Below are 21,308 nucleotides of genomic sequence, written 5' to 3' on the forward strand. Positions count from 1 at the left end.
GCCTTGCCGGCCTCAGTCGGCAATGAGTTCGAGCATGATCGTCGACAGCGGCGGCAGAAGCATCGTTGCCGAGATGCTCTTGCCCTCTGCCCTTGCCTCGACAATGCCGCCATTGCCCATGCCGGAGCCGCCATATTCGGATGCGTCGGTGTTGATGATCTCGCGCCACTTGCCAGCCTTGGGCAGCGGCACACGATAATTGTCGCGCGGCACCGGCGTGAAGTTGGAGATGACGGCCACCGGGCTGCCGCCCGGCGCGTTGCGCACCCAGGCAAAAACCGAATTCTGGCTGTCGTCGACGATCAGCCAGGAGAAGCCTTCCGGCTCGCAATCGCGSCCATGCAGCGCCGGGCGCGAACGATAGAGATAGTTGAGATCGCGCACCGTCTGCCAGACGCCGCGATGCGGGCGGAAATCAAGCAGGTTCCAGTCGAGCGCACGCGCCTCGCTCCATTCGCGGCGCTGCGCGAATTCCTGGCCCATGAACAAGAGCTTCTTGCCAGGATAGCCCCACATGAAGCCGTAATAGGCCCGCAGTGTTGCGAATTTCTGCCAGTCGTCGCCGGCCATCTTGCCCAGCAGCGTGCCTTTGCCGTGCACGACCTCGTCATGCGAGAGCGGCAGCACGAAATTCTCCGAAAAGGCGTAGGTCAGGCCAAAGGTCAGGTCGTTGTGGTGGTGCTTGCGGAAGATCGGCTCCTTGGCGAAATACTCCAGCGTGTCGTGCATGAAGCCCATGTTCCACTTGAAGCCGAAGCCCAGCCCGCCTTCGTGCACCGGCGCCGAGACTTTCGGCCATGAGGTCGATTCCTCGGCGATGGTCATGACGCCCGGATGGTGGCCGTAGACCTCCTTGTTCATCTTCTGCAGGAACGAGACCGCCTCGAGGTTCTCGCGGCCGCCCTTCTCGTTGGGGATCCATTCGCCGGCCTTGCGCGAATAGTCGAGGTAGAGCATCGAGGCGACCGCATCGACGCGCAAACCGTCGACATGGTATTTCTCGGCCCAGAACAATGCGTTGTTGACGAGGAACGACACCACCTCGCGGCGGCCGAAATTGTAGATCGCGGTGTTCCAGTCGGGATGGAAGCCCTTGCGCGGATCGGCATGCTCGTAGAGCGCGGTGCCGTCGAAATGGGCAAGGCCATGCGCGTCGACCGGAAAATGCGCCGGCACCCAGTCGAGGATGACGCCGACGCCGGCGCGATGCGCCCCATCGACAAAACGGGCAAAGCCGTCCGGATCGCCGAAACGGGCCGACGGCGCGTAAAGCCCGGTTGTCTGATAACCCCAGGACGGGTCATAGGGATGTTCGGAGATCGGCATGAACTCGATGTGGGTAAAGCCGGTCTCGACCGCATAGGGGATCAGCCGGTCGGCCAGTTCGTCCCATGACAGGAACGTGCCGTCGTCGCGAAGCTGCCAGGAACCGGCATGGACTTCGTAGATCGAGATGGCTTCGCGGCGGTGATCGGCATTGCGCCAGAAATTGCGGTGCGCCTCATCGCCCCACTCATGCGCCGGCGGCACGGCAACAACCGAAGCCGTGGCCGGACGCAGTTCGGACTTGAACGCAAACGGGTCCGCCTTCAGCGGCAGCCTGACGCCATCGGGTGCGATGATCTCGTATTTGTAGGGCCGCCCGGCACCGATGTCGGGCACGAACAATTCCCAGATGCCAGTGTCGCGGCGATCGCGCATCGTGTGGCGGCGGCCGTCCCAGTCGTTGAAATCGCCGACCACCGAGACGCGTTTTGCATTGGGAGCCCAGACGGCGAAATGCACGCCGGTGGCGCCTTCGTGCTCGATGACATGCGCGCCAAGCTTGTCGAACAGCCGGAGGTGCGAACCCTCGGCGATATAATAATCGTCCAGAGGCCCGAGCACCGGGCCGAATGAATAGGGATCGGTCAGCCACCAGTCGCCGCCGGCGTTCCTAGCGTGATAGCGCAGCGGCTGCCGCTTCTTGATCGACAGCTTGCCTTCGAAGAAGCCGGCATCGTCTCGCCTGGACAATTGACCAGCCTCGATGTCGGTCAGCGTATAGGCCGTTACGGTCTCGGCATGCGGAACGAAACAACGGGCAAACAGGCCCTTGCCGACMTCATGGACACCAAGGACCGCAAACGGATCTCCGTGCGTGCCGGCGACAATCGCCGCAACATCGCCGGCTGGCGCCAGTCCGTCCGGCCCGCTTGTCGTAGCGGTCGCGCGCGGTTTCCTCATCAGGCRGTGTCCCTCCCAGGGCACCAGGTGTTTGTTTCTGGCGATGCGAGTTGGCAGTCAACCCGCATCACCGGGACCACATTGTTCGTGGCCTCATGCAATCAYATCAGRCRGGCACGTTCCAGATTTCTTTCGCRTATTGGCGGATCGTRCGATCGGAMGAGAACCAGCCGACGCGSGCGACATTGCGGATTGCCTTGGCATACCAGTCCGGGCTGTTGCGCCAGACAGCGTCGACATCACGCTGGGCGGCGGCGTAGGCGTCGAAATCGGCGGCAACCATGAACCAGTCGGTGTTGTAGAGGCCGTTCATCAGGTCGCGATAGCGATCGGGATCGTCGGGCGAGAAGACACCCGATGAAACGGCCGCGACCGCCTGCGCCAGTTCGGGGGAGCCCTCGATCACGGCGCGCGGGTTGTAGCCATTGTTGCGCCGCTCGGCGACCTCGGCCGTGGTGAGGCCGAAGATGAAGATGTTGTCGTCGCCGACGCAGTCCTTGATCTCGACATTGGCGCCGTCGAGCGTGCCGATGGTCAGTGCGCCGTTGAGCGCGAACTTCATGTTGCCGGTGCCCGACGCTTCCATGCCGGCGGTCGATATCTGCTCGGACAGGTCAGCGGCCGGCATCAGCACCTCGGCCAGGCTGACGTTGTAGTTCGGCACGAACACCACCTTCAGCAAACCGCGAACGGCCGGGTCGCGGTTGATGACCCTGGCGACGTCGTTGGCAAGTTTGATGATCAGCTTGGCGTTGTGATAGCTGGGCGCCGCCTTGCCGCCGAAGAATTTCACGCGCGGCATCCAGTCGCGCTCGGGATGCGAACGGATCTGGTCGTAAAGCGCGATCGCCTCGAGGATGTTGAGAAGCTGGCGCTTGTATTCGTGGATGCGCTTGACCTGGATGTCGAACAGCGCCGAGGGGTCGACCTTGATGCCGAGCCGGTCGGCGACGAGATTGGCCAGGCGCGCCTTGTTCTGCCGCTTGACGCCCGCGAACTTCTCCCGGAACGCGCTGTCATCGGCAAAGCCGTCGAGCCCCTTGATGGCGTCGATGTCGTCGAGAAAGCGGTCGCCGATCGCCTCGCGGGCGAGCGAGGTCAGCCCGGGGTTGCACTGGATCAGCCAGCGCCGCGGCGTGATGCCGTTGGTCTTGTTGTTGATGCGATCGGGATAGAGCTTGTGCAGGTCGGCGAACACCGTTTCCTTCATCAGCTCGGTGTGCAGCGCCGAGACGCCGTTGATCGAGTGCGAGCCAACAAAAGCCAGATTGCCCATACGCACGCGGCGGTCGCCATTCTCCTGGATCAGCGAGATGCGGCTGATCTGCTCRTCCGAGAACWGGTTGGTGGCGCGCGCTTCCAGAAGCACCTGCGCGTTGATGGCGTAGACGATCTGCATGTGGCGCGGCAAAAGCCGYTCGAACAGCGGCACCGGCCAGCTTTCCAGCGCYTCGGGAAGAAGCGTGTGGTTGGTGTAGCCGAAGGTGCGTTTGGTGACATCCCAGGCAAGGTCGAAGTCCATGCCGTGGACATCCATCAARAGCCGCATCARCTCSGGCACMGCRATSGCCGGRTGGGTGTCGTTSARRTGGATCGCCGCCTTGTCGGGCAGCGACTTCAGGTCACCATATTGGCTGAGATGCCGCTGCACGATGTCCTGCAGCGAAGCCGTGGAGAAGAAGTACTCTTGCCTGAGCCGCAGCTCCTGCCCTGCCTTGTGGGAATCGGCGGGGTAAAGGACGCGCGACAGGGCGTCGGCCTTGTTGCTTTCGGCGAGCGCGCCGATGTGGTCGCCGGCATTGAACTTGTCGAGCAGGATCGGATCGATCGGCATGCCGGACCAGAGCCGCAGCGTGTTGACGCGGTTTGCCCGCCAGCCGACGACAGGCGTGTCGTAGGCAACAGCCAGGACATGCTCGGTCGGCTTCCAGACATGGCGCTCGAGCCGGCCGTCCTTCGACGTGATCGATTCCACCGAGCCGCCGAAGCCGACCTCGAAGGAGCGTTCGCGCCGTTCGAATTCCCAGGGGTTGCCGTGATCGAGCCAGGTCTCGGGCAATTCGACCTGCCAGCCTCCTTGAATCTCCTGGCGGAACATGCCGTTGGCGTAGCGGATGCCGTAGCCATGCGCAGGAATGTCGACCGTTGCCATGCTTTCCATGAAGCAGGCGGCGAGCCGGCCGAGGCCGCCATTGCCGAGCGCGGCATCGGGTTCTAGCGCCGCGATGAGATCGAGGTCGACGCCGAGCGACGACAGCGCCTCGCGCATATTGTCCATCAAGCCGAGATTGGAAAAGGCGTCGCGCATCAGGCGGCCGATGAGGAATTCCAGTGACAGGTAATAGACGCGCTTTTCCTGCTGGTCGTAGGCCTCTTTGGTCGCCTGCATCCAGTGATCGACGATACGGTCGCGCACGACCTTGATCGAAGCGGTGAGCCAGTCGTACTGGGTCGCAACGGTGGTGTCCTTGCCGACCCTGTATTTGAGGGCCATCAAGACTTCCCTTGCGAGGGTCTTCGGATCAGGATTTTCGAGCAGTGGGGGAAGGGTTTCGGATGTCATCGCGCGCGTCATGCTGCCTCTCGTGCGGTTGCAATGATCATACCGGCTTTCACCATTCATCCCAGCCCATGTTACCGCATCGCAACATATATTCAATCGATTTAGATGGGCGCGTGCCGGCTTACCCTGCGGCAATTTGACAAATCAGGCGGCCAATGCGGCTTCCGGAGGTGTCTTCGCACCGGTCATGAAGGCAACGGCATCGGACATCGTATACTGCTTGGGGTCTATGACGCAGAGGCGACGGCCCAGGCGGTGGATGTGGATGCGGTCGGCCACCTCGAAGACATGCGGCATGTTGTGCGAGATCAGCACGATCGGCAGGCCGCGCTTCTTGACGTCGAGGATCAGTTCGAGCACGCGGCGGCTCTCCTTGACGCCGAGGGCAGCCGTCGGCTCGTCCATGATCACCACCCGGCTGCCGAAGGCAGCGGCGCGCGCCACCGCCACGCCCTGGCGCTGGCCGCCCGAGAGCGTCTCCACCGCCTGGCTGATGTTCTGGATGGTCATCAGGCCAAGTTCGGTGAGCTTGTCGCGGGCACGCTTTTCCATCGCCGGGCGGTCGAGCATGCGCAACCACTGGCCGAGGAAGCCTGGTTTGCGGATCTCGCGGCCGAGGAACATGTTGTCGGCGATCGACAGGGCCGGCGACAGCGCCAGATTCTGGTAGACCGTCTCGATGCCGGCTTCGCGGGCTTCCATCGGCGACTTGAAGGCGACGGGTTTGCCTTCGAGCCTGATCTCGCCTTCGTCCGGCGCGGCCGCGCCGGAAATCGCCTTGATGAGCGACGACTTGCCGGCGCCATTGTCGCCGATGACGGCGAGGATTTCGCCGGGATAAAGGTCGAAGTCGGCATTGTCGAGCGCGGTGACGCGGCCATAACGTTTGACCAGCCCGCGCGCGGTGAGGATGGGTTCCTGGGTCATGACTATGCCGAAACCTTTCTGATCCATTGATCGATCGCCACGGCGCCGATGATCAGCACACCGGTTAGCAGCACTTTCCACTGCGGATCGGCGCCCATCATGTTGAGACCCATGGAGACGACGCCGACGATCATCGCACCAAACAGCGTGCCCAGGATCGAGCCGCGCCCGCCGAACAGGGAAATACCGCCAATCACCGTCGCGGTGATGGCCTGCAGATTGTAGTCGGTGACGGCGGCTGACGGCGAGATCGAGCCGTTGCGGCCGATGGAGACCCAGGCAGCGAAAGCGGCGATCAGCCCGGCAAGGGTGTAGACCGTCATCAGCACCTTCTTGGTCTGGATGCCCGAGAGCTTCGCCGCTTCCTGATCGTCACCAACAGCATAGACATGGCGACCCCATGCCGTGTGATTGAGCACGTACCAGAGGATCAGAACGAGCACGACCGTGGCGATGACGCCAAGCGTCAGCACCGCCGTGCCGATCTTGAAGCTCAGGGCGAAGAGATGCAGCAGCGGCGCCTGGGCGTCGACGTCGGTGTCGCGGATCGTCTCATTGGCCGAATAGATGAAGTTCGTGGCCATGACGATGTTCCAGGTGCCAAGCGTCACGATGAAGGGCGGCAGCTTCATGTAGGCGACCAGCAGCCCGTTGAGCAGCCCGCAGGCCGCACCGGCGGCGAGCCCGATCGTCACGGCGAGAATGGCCGGCATACCATAACTGACCGCGCAATTGCCCATGATCACGGCGGAAATAACCATGATCACGCCAATCGACAGGTCGATGCCGGCGGTCAGGATGACCAGCGTCTGCGCGGCACCGAGAATGCCGATGATGGCGATCTGCTGCAGGATCAGCGTCAGCGTGTAGGACGAAAAGAAACGTCCGCCGATGGCGATACCGAAGATGACGATCGACAGGACCAGCACGATCAGCGGCACAGCGGCCGGCGTCGAATGCAGGAAATGCTGGATGCGCTTGACGGCCGATTTGTGCTCGTCAAAAGCGGCGACGCTGGTGTCGCTGCTCGAGAGAACCTTCTCGAATTCCTGAGCTTGAGCCATGTTTCCTCCCCGTGAGCGGTCAGCCAAACGCTGACGCCCGTCCACGCCTTTCCGGTCTATCGCCGGGATTGTTCGCGGTCACGCGACCCATCGTCCACCCGAAGCGGCCGGGGATCAAGTCCCCCCGGCCGTTTCGGTTGTTTTGTTGCCAGTCAGACCGGCATCAGCCCCAGCACTTGGCGAGGCCTTCCTTGGTGTCGATGGACTTCACGCCGGTGGCCGGCTTGTCGGTGACCAGGTTGACGCCGGTGTCGAAGAARTTCTTGCCTTCGGTCGGCTTCGGCTTGGTKCCGTCCTTGGCGAARGCKGCGATMGCCTCGATGCCGAGYGCCGCCATCTGCAGCGGATAYTGCTGCGAGGTCGCRCCGATCACGCCTTCTGTAACCGACTTCACGCCGGGGCAGCCACCGTCGACCGAGACGATCAGCACCTGCTTTTCAAGGCCGACGGCCTTGAGCGCCTGGTAGGCACCGACAGCGGCCGGCTCGTTGATGGTGTGGATGACGGTGATGCCGGAGTCCTTCTGAAGCAGGTTCTCCATCGCCTTGCGGCCGCCTTCCTCGTTGCCGTTGGTGACGTCGTGGCCGACGATGCGCGGATCGGTTTCGTCGCCGATCTTGTTGGGGTCCTTCACGTCGATGCCGTAGCCCATCATGAAGCCCTGGTCGCGCAGCACGTCCACGGTCGGCTGCGAGGGCGTCAGGTCGAGGAAGCCGATCTTGGCGTCCTTGGCCTTATCGCCGAGCGTCGCGGCGGCCCAGGCGCCGATCAGTTTGCCGGCCTCGAGATTGTCGGTGGCGAAGGTCGCATCGGCCGCGTCGATCGGGTCGAGCGGCGTGTCGAGCGCGATCACCAGCAGGCCGGCATCACGCGCCTTCTTCACGGTCGGCACGATGCCCTTGGTGTCGGATGCGGTGATCAGGATACCCTTGGCGCCGTCGGCAATGCAGCTTTCGATGGCCGCCACCTGGCTCTCGCTGTCGCCGTCGATCTTGCCGGCGTAGGTCTTGAGGTCGACGCCGAGTTCCTTGGCCTTTGCGGTCGCGCCTTCCTTCATCTTGACGAAGAAGGGGTTGGTGTCGGTCTTGGTGATCAGGCAGGCGCCGACACCGGCCGCGGATGCGGACGAGGCAAACGCCATCAGGCCCAGGGCCGCCGCCGCAAACACGGTGGACTTCAACAGTTTTGTATTGGTCACGATATTTCCTCCCAGTGGAACCAATTCCGGATGCCGGCCAACCGACATCCACAGCGCATCCAACGAATTTCTCCCAGCGTGGACGCGGCTCCAACAGACACCAGACCGGGACCTCTGTCAATAATTAAATCACTCTTATTTATTATTGACAGCCTTGCTTCGTTCACTCATTCTGGCCCAAAAGCATCGAGARGAAACGACGGGAGGAACAGGGTGGAGACCGSCATTGCGAGGCACGGTTCGCCCGARGCGRMTGAMAGCCWKMTKCAYCGCGGCACCAACCAGAGYGGCATGCGCGACCACAAYGAGCGGTTGGTGCTSTCGCTGGTGCGYCAGCAYGGCAGYCTGGCSAAATCCGACATYGCSCGCATGACCGGGCTTTCGGCSCAGACGGTTTCGGTCATCATGCGCGAACTCGAGGAAGAAGGCCTGCTCGTGCGTCAGGCGCCGCTGCGCGGCAAGATCGGCCAGCCGTCCATCCCGATGGCGCTCAACCCCGAGGGCGCTTTCTTCATCGGCCTCAAGATCGGCCGCCGCAGCGCGGAACTGGTGCTGATCGATTTTCTTGGCCATGTGCGCGCGATGCTGCAGCACTCCTATCGCTATCCGGCACCGCGCGAGACGGTGGAATTCGTCACATCAGGGATGAAGAAGATGCGTGGCGAACTGACACCGGCGCAGGACAAGCGCATCGCCGGCCTCGGCATCGCCATGCCGTTCGAACTGTGGAACTGGGCCGACACCGCTGGCGCGCCGCGCGACGTCATGGACGAATGGCGCCACCGCGACATCAAGGCCGACATTCAGGCGCAATGCGAGTTTCCGGTCTATCTGCAGAACGACGCCACCTCGGCCTGCGGCGCCGAGCTCGTCTTCGGCCAGGCGGGCGGCGCGCGTGACTTCGTCTATTTCTATATCGGCGCCTTCGCCGGCGGCGGCATCGTGCTCAACGGCCGGTTGTTCGGCGGCCCGACCGGCAATGCCGGCGCGCTCGGCTCCATGCCGGTGCCGGGACCGGACGGCAAGCCGACCCAGCTGATCGACGTGGCGTCCATCGCCATGCTGGAAAAAGCGCTCAATGCGCGGGGCGTCGAGGCCTCGCATCTGTGGACATCGCCGGAAGACTGGGGCGACATCGGTTCCGAACTCGACGACTGGATCGCCAGTGCCTCACAGGCGCTTGCCTATGCCATCGTCGCGGCGTCCTCGGTCATCGATTTCGAGGCGGCGGTGATCGACGGCTGGATGCCGAAGGCGGTGCGCCGCCGGCTGGTCGATGCCATCATCGCGGCCATCGCGACAATCGACGGCGAAGGTCTGAAACTTCCCGCCGTTCGCGAGGGAACCGTCGGCATCCATGCCCGAGCGCTCGGCGGCGCCAGCCTGCCGCTGTCCGAACGCTTCCTGATCGGTTCGACGACGATTTCCAGGAGCGCCTGAATGCTGATCGGGATCCCGACGCTGCTCGGTCCGGAACTTCTGGCGACACTGCGCGCCATGGGCCATGGCGACGAGATCGCCCTTGTCGATGGAAACTATCCGGCCGAGGAGCAGGCAAGGCGCCTGATCCGCGCCGACGGTCATCCGCTCATTCCGGTGCTCGACGCGATCCTGAGCATCCTGCCGGTCGACGACGCAGTTCCGGAGGCGCTGTTTCGCGCGTCCGTGAAAGGCGACCCGTCGCTCGCCGATCCAGTTCATCACGAGATCGAGGCGATCTGCGCCAAACACGCGCCGGGCCGCAAGGTGGTTGCACTGGCCGGAGCCGACTTCTATGCACGGGTCAAATCGGCGCATGCCATCGTCGCGACGAGCGAACCCAGGCTTTACGCCAACATCATCATCCGCAAGGGCGTGATCTATCCGCCGGAGACCAGGAAGCCATGATCCTCTGCTGCGGCGAAGCCCTGATCGACATGCTGCCGCGCACCACGACGCAGGGCGAGCCGGCCTTCGCCCCCTATGTCGGCGGCGCGGTGTTCAATTCGGCGATCGCTCTTGGCCGGCTTGGCGCACCGGCCGGTTTCTTTTCCGGCCTGTCGTCGGATCTGTTCGGCGGCCAGTTCAGGGACGCGCTGGGGGCGAGCAAGGTCAGTTCCACCTATGCCCACACCTCGCCAAGGCCAACGACGCTGGCCTTCGTGAAGCTCACCAACGGTCAGGCGACCTACACATTCTACGACGAGAACACAGCCGGACGCCTGTTGACCATCGATGACCTGCCAGCGCTTGGCAACGAGATCGAGGCCATGCTGTTCGGCGCGATCAGTCTGATCTCGGAGCCCGCCGGCAGTGCTTATGAAGAGTTCATGCGGCGCGAGCATGCAAGCCGCGTCATGATGCTCGATCCCAACATCCGGCCGAACTTCATCCCGGACAAGGCCAAGCACCTCAGACGCATCCGCGCCATGATGGCGATGGCCGACATCGTGAAGCTGTCGGACGAAGACCTCCATTGGTTCGGCGAAGCCGGCTCGCATGAGGATGTCATCCGCAACTGGCTCGACCGTGGCCCCAAGCTGATCGTCGTGACCCATGGCAGCGAAGGTGCTGTCGGCTATACCAAGGACCACGCAGTCACCGTGATGCCGGAAAAGGTCGAGGTGGTCGACACGGTCGGCGCCGGCGACACGTTCAATGCCGGCATCCTCGCCTCCCTGCATGAGCAGGGCCTGCTGACGAAGGCGGCCATAGGCGACCTCACGCAAGAGGCCATCCACAAGGCGCTGGCGCTTGGTGCAAAGGCTGCGGCGGTGACCGTGTCACGCGCGGGCGCCAATCCGCCGTGGCGGCATGAAATCGCCTGAACAGCGCTCAACTTAAGTTGAGACAGCCGATCACTTTATGTTTCGCAGGACCGCTCAGTGGGACTATAAAGGCCCGATTGCGCCCGACGAAGCCCGGATTTCCGGCATCTTGCTGATATACGCCGGAAATCAGCGGTAACAGACTGCGATATCTCGGCAATTGGCGGCTCTGGCTTCCCGGCTTTCTCGGCAGGCGCAACTCTGGTACCAGCGGGCCRTTATCTGGCTAAACCGCCTGGTTAGAACCGTTTTTGAGGCCGACATGCAGTTCATTGATCTTGGCGCGCAGCGCGAACGCATCCGCGACCGGCTGAAGGCCGCGATCGACCGTGTCGTCGAAGAAGGGCGCTATATCCTCGGCCCGCAGGTCACCGAATTCGAGAACAAGCTCGCCGCCTATATCGGCACCAAGCATGTCGTGGCCTGCGCCAACGGCACCGATGCGCTGCTGTTGCCGCTGTTTGCCGCCGGCATCGGCCCGGGCGACGCGGTGTTCGTGCCCAGCTTCACTTTCGCCGCCACCGCCGAAGTGGTGGCGCTGGCCAAGGCCGAACCTGTCTTCGTCGATGTCGATCCGGTGACCTACAACATCGACATCGCCAGCCTCGARGCGGCSATCGCCATGATCAAGAAGGAAGGCCGGCTGAAGCCTAAGGCGATCATCCCGGTCGACCTGTTCGGCCTTGCCGCCGACTATGATGCCATCATGGCGATCGCCGACCGCGAAGGGCTGCTGGTGATCGAGGACGCCGCCCAGTCGATGGGCGGGTCGCTTGACGGCAAGATGTGCGGTGCCTTCGGCCATGTCGGCTCGACCAGCTTCTATCCGGCCAAGCCGCTCGGCTGCTACGGCGACGGCGGGGCGATGTTCACCAATGATGACGCGCTGGCCGACAAGCTGCGTTCCTTCGCCTTCCACGGCAAGGGCGAGACGCAATATGACAATGTCCGCGTCGGCATCAATTCACGGCTCGACACGATCCAGGCGGCGATCCTGATCGAAAAGCTTGCCATTCTCGAAGACGAGATGGTGGCGCGCCAGGTGGTGGCAAACCGCTATGCCGAAGGGCTTGGCGATATCGTCACAGCTGCCCGCAACCTAGACGGCAGCCGTTCGGCCTGGGCGCAGTACGCGATCGAGACGCCCAAGCGCGATGGTCTGAAGGCGCATCTGGGCGAAAAGGGCATCCCGTCCGTCATCTACTACGTCAAGCCGCTGCATGCCCAGGTCGCCTATCGCGACTACCTGCGCACGCCGACCGGTCTTGCCGTCTCGGAGGACCTGCCGAAGCGCATCCTGTGCCTGCCGATGCACCCATATCTCAGCGAAGCCGACCAAGACCGGATCATCGAGACGATCCGCAACTATATCGGCTCGAACTCGGCGCAGGCCGCAGCCGAGTAATCGGTAACCGGTCTCAGGCGGGGCTGGCCCCTGCCCTGCCGCTGGCGATGAAATGCGGATTGGCGAAATCCTCGTCATCGGCCTGGTCGCGCTTGCCGTAGGCCAAGGGTTTGCCATCCAGCGTGCGTGTCGTGCCGCCCGCCGCGCGCAGCACCGCGTCGCCCGCCGCGGTGTCCCATTCCATGGTGCGGCCGAAGCGCGGATAGACRTCCGCCTCGGCGCTGGCCAGAAGGCAGAATTTCAAGGACGATCCGACCGAGACGATCTCGGCGGCGCCGAGGTCACGAATATAGGCTTCGGTTTCCGGCGTGTTGTGGGAGCGGCTGGCAACGACGGCCAGCGGCACCGCTGCCGTTCTCACCGAAATCGGTCGGCGGGCGACGATCTGGTAGTCACCATCGATTTCGAGGCTCTCCGCCCTGCCCGGCAAGCCGGAAAAGAAGCGACCTATGCAAGGTGCGAAGACGACGCCGACTTCCGGCACGCCATGGCGGACAAGCGCGATGTTGACGGTGAAGTCGGTGCGGCGGTTGACGAATTCCTTGGTGCCGTCGAGCGGATCGATGAGGAAGAAGGCGTCACCGAGATCAGCCGGCATGATTCCGGCCGCGGCTTCCTCTTCGGCCACGCAGGGAATGTCGGGAAATGCGGCGCGCAGGCCGGCGAGGATGATCTTCTCGCTCTCGCGGTCCGCTTCGGTGACCGGCGAGGAGTCCGATTTGCGGTCGACCGCACAGCCGGCGTGGAACACGCGCATGACTTCGCGTCCGGCGGCCAGGGCCAGCCGCTCGAAGATGTCTAGCATCGACCTGTCAGATACCGCCGCCATTGTCATATTGGTCTTCGGCAATGTCACGCTCGTTCAGCCAGTGTTCAAGGGCATCTACCATCTCTTCGGCCGATTTGCCGAGTGTCTTCAGATGGATTTCCGGGTTTTCCGGCGCCTCGTAAGGTGAATCGACACCGGTGAAGTTCTTGATCTCGCCGTTCAGCGCGCGGGCATAGAGGCCCTTCGGGTCACGCCTGGCGCACTCCTCGAAGGGCGTGTCGACAAACACCTCGATGAATTCGCCATCGGCCATCAACTCGCGCGCCATGCGCCGCTCGGCGCTGAACGGCGAAATGAACGAAACAATGACGATCAACCCGGCATCGGCCATCAGCTTGGCCACTTCGGCCACGCGGCGGATGTTCTCGACGCGGTCGGCATCGGTGAAGCCGAGATCACGGTTGAGACCGTGGCGGACATTGTCGCCATCCAGAATGTAGGTGTGCCGGCCGGTGGCGAACAGCTTCTTCTCAAACAAATTGGCGATGGTCGACTTGCCGGAGCCTGACAGCCCGGTGAACCAGAACACGGCGGGCCGCTGGTTCTTCATGTCGGCGCGCACGCGCTTGCCGACGTCGAGCGATTGCCAGTGGATGTTTTCGGCACGACGCAGCGAGTGCACGATCATGCCGGCGCCGACCGTGGCATTGCTGATGCGATCGATCAGGATGAAGGCGCCGGTGGTGCGGTTCTCGGCGAAGGGATCGAAGGCAATCGGCGCCCGCGTCGAGATRTTGCAGATGCCGACTTCGTTCATTTCAAGCGACTTGGCCGCCTCGTGGGCGAAGTCGTTGACGTTGATGCGGTATTTCAGGTCGGTGACGGTGGCGCTGGTCTGGTCGGTTTCGGTGCGCAGGATGTAGGAACGGCCGGGCAGCAGCGCATGCTCGTCGAACCAGACGATGTTGGCGGCGAACTGATCGGCGACCTGCGGCCTGGCGGCCGGCGAAACCAGCATGTTGCCGCGTGAGACCTCAACCTCGTCGTCAAGAACGAGCGTGATGGCCTGACCGGCGACCGCCTGTTTGAGATCGCCGCCATAGGCGACAATGCGTTTGACATGCGACGACTTGCCGGATTTGGCGACGACGACCTCGTCGCCTTGCGCGATGGCGCCCGACGCGATCGTGCCGGCAAAGCCGCGGAAATCGAGATTGGGGCGATTGACGTATTGAACCGGAAACCGGAACGGCTGCTCGACAGCGGCCTCTTCGACCGAAACGGTCTCGAGGTGCTCGATCAGCGTCGGACCGGAATACCATTGCATCTTGTCAGAACGGCTGCTGACATTGTCGCCATAGCGGGCCGACATCGGGATCGGCACGATGGTCTGGAAGCCGAGATCGCGCGAGAATTGTCCGTAGTCTTCGACGATCCGATCGAAAACCGCCTGGTCGAAATCGACGAGATCGATCTTGTTGACGGCCAGCACGACATGGCGGATGCCGAGCAGCGAGGCGATGATCGAATGGCGCCGGGTCTGGCGCAGCACCCCTTGCCGCGCATCGATCAGCACGATCGCCAGGTCGGCGGTCGAGGCGCCGGTTGCCATGTTGCGCGTATACTGCTCGTGGCCGGGCGTGTCGGCGACGATGAACTTGCGCTTCGGTGTGGCGAAGAAGCGGTAGGCGACGTCGATGGTGATGCCTTGCTCGCGTTCGGCCTCGAGACCGTCGACGAGCAATGCGAAATCGATGTCATCGCCGGTGGTGCCGTGCTTGCGCGAATCGCGTTCGAGCGCGGCAAGCTGGTCCTCGAAGATCTGTTTGGTGTCGGATAGCAAACGCCCGATCAGCGTCGACTTGCCGTCATCGACCGAACCGCAGGTCAGAAAGCGCAGCAGCGACTTCTTCTCCTGCGCCGCCAGATAGTCGCGGACGCCGTCGGTGGGGGCGAGGCTCTTTGCCATGATGTGGCGCATGGTCAGAAATACCCCTCGCGCTTCTTCTTTTCCATCGAGCCTGCCTCATCGCGGTCGATCAGGCGGCCCTGGCGCTCGGAGGTGCGCGCGGTCAGCATCTCGCCGACGATGGCTTCGAGCGTGTCGGCATCGGATTCGATGGCGCCGGTCAGCGGATAGCAGCCCAAAGTGCGGAACCGGACCAGCCGGTTCTCGACTGTCTCGCCGGGGCGCAGTTTCATGCGATCGTCGTCCTTGAGGATCAGCATCCCGTCGCGTTCCACCACCGGCCGTTCCTTGGCGAAATAGAGCGGCACGATCGGGATGTTCTCCTGCAGGATGTACTGCCAGATATCGAGCTCGGTCCAGTTCGACAGCGGGAAGACGCGGATCGATTCGCCCGATGCGATGCGGGTGTTGAAGATCTTCCACATTTCGGGGCGCTGGTTCTTCGGATCCCAGACATGCTGGGCATTGCGGAAGGAGAATATGCGCTCCTTGGCGCGCGACTTCTCCTCGTCGCGACGGGCACCGCCAAAGGCGGCATCGAAACCGTATTTGTCGAGGGCCTGGCGCAGCGCCACGGTCTTCATCACATGGGTGTGGGTGTTCGAGCCATGGTCGAACGGATTGATGTTGTCGCGCACGCCGTCTTCGTTGACATGAACCAAAAGGTCGAAGCCGAGTTTCTGCGCCATCTGATCGCGAAAAGCGATCATTTCGCGGAACTTCCAGGTGGTGTCGACGTGAAGGAACGGGAACGGCGGCTTGGCGGGATAGAACGCCTTCATTGCCAGATGCATCAGCACGGATGAATCCTTGCCGACGGAGTAGAGCATGACCGGCTTGGAGAAGGCGGCCGCCACCTCGCGGAATATGTGGATGGATTCGGCTTCAAGCCGCTGCAGATGCGTAAGCGCTATGGTCATAGACTGTGAGCGTTCTCTCGTGCCTTGCGCCAGAAGACCTTGCGTCAAATCATCGGGCTTTTTGCGCCCGGTTCAAGCATCGCTTCTGGACAAACTTGTTTCGTGCGGGCGTTCTAGCAGATCGTTGCAGAGCAGAACAATGCAAGACGAGCCCGGCAWCGGCCAGTTTGAGAACGAATTTTCCACGCTTTCGCCATAACCCGGAAATTTCTGTTCGCAAGGCCTCCAGCCGGGAAAAGGCAGGAAAAATATTGCTCGGAAGACCATGGCGGTAAATGCTCCTGGAGCCCTTTCCCAATCGACGGCCGCCGGTCGCCGATTTTCGGTGACAACGAGCCGCGGCGCACTATCGAAAAGGCAGCCCAGCCGCTATACAAGCCCCGGAAGCGGGCAAGATGCGTCATCAGGCATGGGCAATTTCGAGGCGAGCACATTCGGTTCGGCTGAACAGGATGTGCCGCACAAAGCCACTCGAGAATAGCGAGCCCGAAACTTGAACCGGCTTTCGTCTGCAAGACAGCAACTCACGCCTTCGCGGATCAATATCTACTTCTCCACCCTTTGCTTCTTTTTTCCACCGGTTCTGGGATCGGTGGTCAGCTTCGTGTTCAATGGCGGCGGTCTGTGGTCCGTTCTGCTGATCGCCTTCAAGAAGAGGCGCTTCAACACCGACCGGGCGATGATGGCGCTGACGRTCGCGATCTATGCCTATTGTGCGGCCAATCTCGTGGCGTCCATCGTCAACAACGCGCTCGTCCAGGATGCGCCACGCCTTATTCCGCTCATAACCTTCCTGTTTTTTCCCGCCTCCTATTCGACCTGGAGCATCTCGCGGAAGACCACGCTGGTTCGCATCATCGTGCTCAGCAGCTTGGCGGCCTGTTTCGCCGCACTGCTGCTGGCCGTTGCGCAGCAATATTGGGTGGGGATGAGGGCCAAGGGCGGGGCGGGCAATGCGATCGTGTTCGCGGAGGTCCTGTGCCTTGCCGTGATGGTCTGTGTGGCTGGCGCCTTGTCGGGCATCGAGAGACACAGGATTGCCCTCCTTTGCGCAGCGCTTGGCGGAACGATCGCCATCATCTATTCCGAGACGCGCATCGTCTGGCTAGCCCTGCTGATTGCCGGCATCGCCGTTCTGTTGATCAACCAGCGCAGGCTGAGAGGCAGGAATGCCGTTCGGCTGCTCTTGTTGCTGGTCGCGGTCGGCGTCGTGGTCGGCGCTGTCGGCTTCCAGACGATATCCGGGCGCATCGACTTTCTGCGCGCCGACTGGAATGCGCTTGGGGCACAAAGCCACTACGACACCTCGTTGGGATTCCGTGTTGCCCTTTGGGAGATAGGCCTCAAGGCGTTCCGTGAGACCCCATTGTTTGGACATGGCGTGGGTGCCACCCAGTTCTTGATAAGACAAGGCTTCCGGGATCAGTTCGGGATGGATGCCGGCTTCAATCATTTTCACAACGGCATCCTGACCGCCCTGGTGCAGGCAGGGCTCCTGGGCGCGTTGACGCTGGCGGCGATCTTTGTCGTGGCCGCCACAAATGCCGCCCGGGTCCTGCGAAACAGCACCGATCCGATCGAGCGTTTTGGCGCCACGATGATTGTCATCGTGGTGATCACCTATCTCACATCCGGGATGACGGGCATCCTGGTTGGTCACGACATTCTGGACTCGGTGCTGATGGTCTTCCTGGTGTCGGGAACGTATCTTGCGTCAGGACGTCAGGCGCAAGACCAGGCGCTTCCATCCACCCAATAGCCGTTCAGGGCAAAGGCCATGAAAGTCCTGGTCACAGGCGCGACAGGCTTCATCGGCCGTCAGGTGGTGCATCAGCTTCGTGATGCGGGCGCGGAGCTTCGTCTCGCGTCACGCTATCCTGAGAGGATTGGTCCGGGACAGGATGCCATGCAGATGCCCGGTTTCGATGCGCCGGCGGCTGCCTTCCTGGCGCTTACCAGGGACGTTACGGATGTCGTGCATTGCGCGGGCCTGAACAATGATGAAGGCAATGCCACCGAAGCCGATTTTCGGGCGGCCAATACGGAATTGAGTGCACGGCTGGCGCAAGCCGCCGCCGAGCAGGCAAGCGGACGCTTCATCCAGCTCTCCTCGATCCGGGCCGTGATCGGTGCGCGCGTCAGTGCTGCGATCGACGCGGACACGATACCCGATCCGCAATGCGCCTATGGGCGCTCGAAGCGCGAAGCAGAGATCATGGTGCTGGACGCCTATGCGTCGCATGGCCGTTCCGACGCCACCGTATTGCGGCTGCCTCCGGTCTACGGAACCGGCATGAAAGGAAACCTGGCGACGCTGATGCGACTGGCCGATACCGGCCTGCCGCTGCCGGCAGGCGCGTTGACAGGAACCCGCTCGCTGCTGTCATCGCAAGCGGCGGCAGGCGCGGTGTGGCATCTGCTGAACCGTCCGGGGCGACTGCGCCCGATCTATGTTGCCAGCGATGTGCCGCCGGTTTCGGTCGCGGCCATTGTCGGCGCTTTTCGCAACGGTTTTGGACGGCCTCCGCGGCTGATGGCTGTGCCAGCCGGGCCATTGCGGGCAGCCGCGGTTCTGCTGGGCAAGCGGACGTCCTGGGACAGCATGACGGCGACACAGATATGCGACCCTTCCCTGCTGGTATCCGAAGGCTGGCTGCCGGAAACCACGACGCTGGAGCGGCTGGCCGAGATAGTGCGGCTCGGAAACACTCAGTCGCCTCCTTTGCGATAGAGCGTTGCAAACAGGATGCGCAGGTCGAGCCAGAACGACGCCGTCCTGAGATAGGCGGCATCCGTTTCGGCCAGAAGCTGCGGGTTCGACATGTCGATGCCCCTGACCTGGGCCATGCCGGTAATGCCCGGAAGTGCCGCCAAGACGCCCAAGCGCCTGCGACTCTCGATCAGTTCCGTCTGTGTCGGCAGGCAAGGGCGTGGCCCGACCAGGCTCATCTCGCCCCGCAGGACGTTCCAGAATTGCGGCAGCTCATCAAGCTTGAACTTCCGCAAGGTCCTTCCGACCGCGGTCACGGCATTCGCCGGCGCTTCGTGCGAGGGCAAGGACGGCGTTCCCTGGACCATCGTCCGCAACTTGTGGCAGCGAAACAACACGCCATCGCGACCGACCCGCGTTTGCGAAAAGATCACCGGACCGGGCGACGATGCCCGCACCGCAAGCGCGCAGAGCAACAGAACAGGCGACGTCACCAACAGCAGCAGGGTTGTCGCGACGAGATCGAAGGCCCGCTTCAGTCCCTTCACGGCCATCCCCTGATCACGAGAGCAATTCCAGGAAAAGTGTGAACCGGTTTTCCCGGGAAAAGCGCGTAGCGTTTTGCCTTGGGAATTGCTCTGACAACGCCTCGGTATCGATATCCAGGCAAGATCTCGTCATTCAACCGTCAGCTGCAACGTATCTAACCTGCCTGCCCGACTGTTCTCGAGCCCGTTTCCTGCCGCGTGTCGGGCGCTGGCGTCGTGTCGGGCCCTGATGTCTCCGGCCGATGCAGTTCCGCCAGCACCGCAAGGGCGGAAGCCTTGTCCTGGTTCTTCATTGCCGCCTGCAGCGCAGCCAGCGCGGCCTGAACCGCCGGCCACGCCACGACATCGGTCCTGAGGCCGAAGATCTTGGCGATGTCGAGCGTGACGATCTCTTCATTGGCGCCCTGCAGCGTCTCATGCAGCTTCTCGCCGGGCCTGATGCCTGTGAAGCGGATCGGGATATCCGCATAGGGCGTCTTGCCGGCCATGCGGATCATGGTTTCCGCGACTTCGAGAATCGGCACGGGTTTGCCCATGTCCAGCATGTAGATGGCATAGTCGTCCTTGCCGTCACGCGACTGTGCGTCGGCGGCCGCCATGATGACCAGGTCGACAGCTTCCGCCACCGTCATGAAATACCGCGTCATGCGTCGATCGGTAATCGTGACCGGGCCGCCGGCTTCGATCTGTGCCTGGAAGATGGTCGCCACCGAACCGTTGGAGCCAAACACGTTGCCGAACCGCACGGCTATGAACTTGGTGCCAGAACGGCGCCCGTCGGGCGCGACTGCGTGGCTTTCATGCAGGGAACTGACGAGCTGCTCGGCCGCTCTCTTGGTGATGCCAAGCACSGAGGTCGGRTCSACSGCCTTGTCGCTSGAGATGAGCAGGAACTGCGGAACGCCACATTTGGCGGCAACCTCAGCGCAGACAAGCGTGCCGAAAACATTGGTCTGAATGGCCGATTCCCAGTTCTCCTCGAGCAGCGGAACGTGCTTGAGCGCCGCGGCATGAAAGATGATGTCCGGTTTGAATTCCGTGACGACACGCGTCATCTGACGCCGGTCCGCGACATCGACAATGCGGACCTTGAGGCGATCGTGGTCCTTCTCGTCGACATACTGGCTCAACTGGAAGATGCCGAACTCGGAATTGTCGGCGACGAGCACCGCCCCTGCCCCCAGCTCCAGTGACCGCTTGACCAGCGTGCGGCCGATAGACCCGGCGCCTCCCGTCACCAGGACGCGCCTGCCGCCGACAAAGGCACCAATGCGTTCGATATCGGACGGCACCGTCGGGCGGCGCAGGATCGTTTCCATCTCGACTTCGTCGAGAACGATCTTTCCCTCCTGCCCCAGTTGCGAAAGCCGCGAGAACTGTACGACGGCTATGCCGCYRTGGCGGGCGACACGMACMAGCTCGGAATATTCCTCGATYTCAYGCTCGRCSCCGYTGCCGAAAATMAGCAGGTCGAYGCTTTTGGTACCGGCGGCGTAGTCCTCCAGAACATCGATCAGGCGCGGCCGCGACGCCACCACGGGAACACCTTGAATCCGTGTGCCCAACGGTGCACCGCGCTCGGTCGCCATGATGCCGGCGATGGAATAGTCGGCCGGCTCCGCCGTGCGCGTGAAGCGGATGATCAGGTCGGCCTCGCCAAGCCGACCGACGAACAGCGCCCGCTTGGCCTGCGTTTTATTGCCCTTCTGGGTGAGGATGCCCCAGCTCGCGCCGTCGCGAAGGAATCGGTAGAACAGCCGAGGCGCCGATATGATGGTGAAGGAAACGAGGAAGAAGACGATGAATTGGCGCTCATTGAGGCCGGCCACGGGCTGGAAGAGGCGAGACATCAGCGAGACGCCGTAAAGCACGACCGTCAGAATCCCACAGCTCTTCAAAATGTTGAAAAAGTCCGGGGTCGAGGCAAAGCGCCAGATCGTCGTGTAGAGGCCACAATATCTGAACAGCAGGTGGCTGATGAGAATGACCCCCGCCCAGGTGACAAAGCCTTCGTAGGAGAATGCATCGAACGAAAGGTCTGACCTGGAGAGGACGAGACTAAGTGCCACCGCGACCAGGACCATGGCCATATCCTGGACCATGATGAAGGCGCGCCGCATCTTCGGCCGACTTCCGGATACGGCTTTTACATAGGAAGTCATTGGCCAGTACTATACTCCGGGCAGAGGACTTGAACATTAC

16 protein-coding genes are annotated in these 21,308 nt (G+C 62.5%); 6 read left to right on the plus strand and 10 right to left on the minus strand.

What is annotated here, in order from left to right; translation table 11 throughout:
- Positions 1-12: 12 nt before the first annotated feature.
- The 5 genes from glgB to AC1DX0_RS13260 form a co-directional block, all read right to left on the minus strand.
- Positions 13-2,226 carry a 1,4-alpha-glucan branching protein GlgB gene (gene glgB, locus AC1DX0_RS13240; protein ID WP_477355655.1) on the minus strand — a complete coding sequence of 738 codons (2,214 nt, stop codon included), beginning with the start codon at positions 2,224-2,226 and terminating at the stop codon, positions 13-15.
- 106 nt (positions 2,227-2,332) lie between these two features.
- A complete protein-coding gene (locus AC1DX0_RS13245) occupies positions 2,333-4,801 on the minus strand; it encodes a glycogen/starch/alpha-glucan phosphorylase (protein ID WP_477355658.1) in 2,469 nt (822 codons plus the stop codon).
- A 132-nt stretch (positions 4,802-4,933) separates the two neighbouring features.
- The gene (locus AC1DX0_RS13250) at positions 4,934-5,716 is read right to left on the minus strand and encodes an ATP-binding cassette domain-containing protein (RefSeq protein ID WP_172231191.1); all 783 of its coding nucleotides are present in this window, start codon (positions 5,714-5,716) and stop codon (positions 4,934-4,936) included.
- A gap of 2 nt (positions 5,717-5,718) precedes the next feature.
- Positions 5,719-6,780 (minus strand): ABC transporter permease, encoded by a 1,062-nt coding sequence (locus AC1DX0_RS13255; RefSeq protein ID WP_477219572.1) that lies wholly within the window; start codon positions 6,778-6,780, stop codon positions 5,719-5,721.
- A 163-nt stretch (positions 6,781-6,943) separates the two neighbouring features.
- Entirely contained in the window at positions 6,944-7,921 is a 978-nt protein-coding gene (locus AC1DX0_RS13260; RefSeq protein WP_430515894.1) for a sugar ABC transporter substrate-binding protein, read from the minus strand.
- Between the two features lie 270 nt (positions 7,922-8,191).
- Between AC1DX0_RS13260 and AC1DX0_RS13265 the strand changes: the two genes are divergently transcribed.
- From AC1DX0_RS13265 to AC1DX0_RS13280, 4 genes are all read left to right on the plus strand, one after another.
- Positions 8,192-9,418 (plus strand): ROK family transcriptional regulator, encoded by a 1,227-nt coding sequence (locus AC1DX0_RS13265; RefSeq protein WP_477355661.1) that lies wholly within the window; start codon positions 8,192-8,194, stop codon positions 9,416-9,418.
- Complete coding sequence (locus tag AC1DX0_RS13270; RefSeq protein ID WP_477219574.1) at positions 9,419-9,865, plus strand: RbsD/FucU family protein; 447 nt, start codon at positions 9,419-9,421, stop codon at positions 9,863-9,865.
- Positions 9,862-10,785, plus strand: coding sequence for a carbohydrate kinase family protein (locus AC1DX0_RS13275; RefSeq protein WP_477219575.1), 924 nt, complete (start codon positions 9,862-9,864; stop codon positions 10,783-10,785). Before AC1DX0_RS13270 ends, AC1DX0_RS13275 begins: the two co-directional genes overlap by 4 nt.
- A gap of 262 nt (positions 10,786-11,047) precedes the next feature.
- Positions 11,048-12,190: a DegT/DnrJ/EryC1/StrS family aminotransferase gene (locus AC1DX0_RS13280; protein WP_477219576.1), complete on the plus strand. Its 1,143-nt coding sequence runs from the start codon at positions 11,048-11,050 to the stop codon at positions 12,188-12,190.
- Positions 12,191-12,203: 13 nt separating this feature from the next.
- Here the strand turns inward: AC1DX0_RS13280 and cysQ are convergent, their stop codons facing one another.
- Genes cysQ through cysD form a run of 3 tightly spaced genes read right to left on the minus strand, consistent with a single transcriptional unit; the run spans position 12,204 to position 15,848 of the window.
- Positions 12,204-12,995 carry a 3'(2'),5'-bisphosphate nucleotidase CysQ gene (cysQ, locus tag AC1DX0_RS13285; RefSeq protein WP_477219786.1) on the minus strand — a complete coding sequence of 264 codons (792 nt, stop codon included), beginning with the start codon at positions 12,993-12,995 and terminating at the stop codon, positions 12,204-12,206.
- A gap of 7 nt (positions 12,996-13,002) precedes the next feature.
- Complete coding sequence (cysN, locus tag AC1DX0_RS13290) at positions 13,003-14,940, minus strand: sulfate adenylyltransferase subunit CysN (RefSeq protein WP_477219577.1); 1,938 nt, start codon at positions 14,938-14,940, stop codon at positions 13,003-13,005.
- Between the two features lie 2 nt (positions 14,941-14,942).
- Positions 14,943-15,848, minus strand: coding sequence for a sulfate adenylyltransferase subunit CysD (gene cysD, locus AC1DX0_RS13295; RefSeq protein WP_095198602.1), 906 nt, complete (start codon positions 15,846-15,848; stop codon positions 14,943-14,945).
- Between the two features lie 592 nt (positions 15,849-16,440).
- On the opposite strand from cysD, the gene AC1DX0_RS13300 reads away from it, so the two are divergent.
- Together AC1DX0_RS13300 and AC1DX0_RS13305 are read left to right on the plus strand one after the other, a co-directional pair.
- Entirely contained in the window at positions 16,441-17,607 is a 1,167-nt protein-coding gene (locus AC1DX0_RS13300) for an O-antigen ligase family protein (protein ID WP_477355664.1), read from the plus strand.
- A gap of 18 nt (positions 17,608-17,625) precedes the next feature.
- On the plus strand, positions 17,626-18,579 hold the full coding sequence (locus tag AC1DX0_RS13305) for a UDP-glucose 4-epimerase family protein (protein WP_477219579.1): 954 nt from the start codon (positions 17,626-17,628) through the stop codon (positions 18,577-18,579).
- On the opposite strand, the gene AC1DX0_RS13310 is transcribed toward AC1DX0_RS13305, so the two are convergent.
- Both AC1DX0_RS13310 and AC1DX0_RS13315 read right to left on the minus strand, forming a co-directional pair.
- Complete coding sequence (locus tag AC1DX0_RS13310) at positions 18,558-19,112, minus strand: sugar transferase (protein WP_477219580.1); 555 nt, start codon at positions 19,110-19,112, stop codon at positions 18,558-18,560. The two genes, AC1DX0_RS13305 and AC1DX0_RS13310, sit on opposite strands and share 22 nt — an antisense overlap.
- Before the next feature lie 149 nt (positions 19,113-19,261).
- Positions 19,262-21,268, minus strand: a complete 2,007-nt coding sequence (locus AC1DX0_RS13315) for an SDR family NAD(P)-dependent oxidoreductase (protein WP_477355667.1) — start codon at positions 21,266-21,268, stop codon at positions 19,262-19,264.
- Positions 21,269-21,308: the final 40 nt, after the last annotated feature.

This window comes from Mesorhizobium sp. P3_A9, assembly GCF_056402975.1.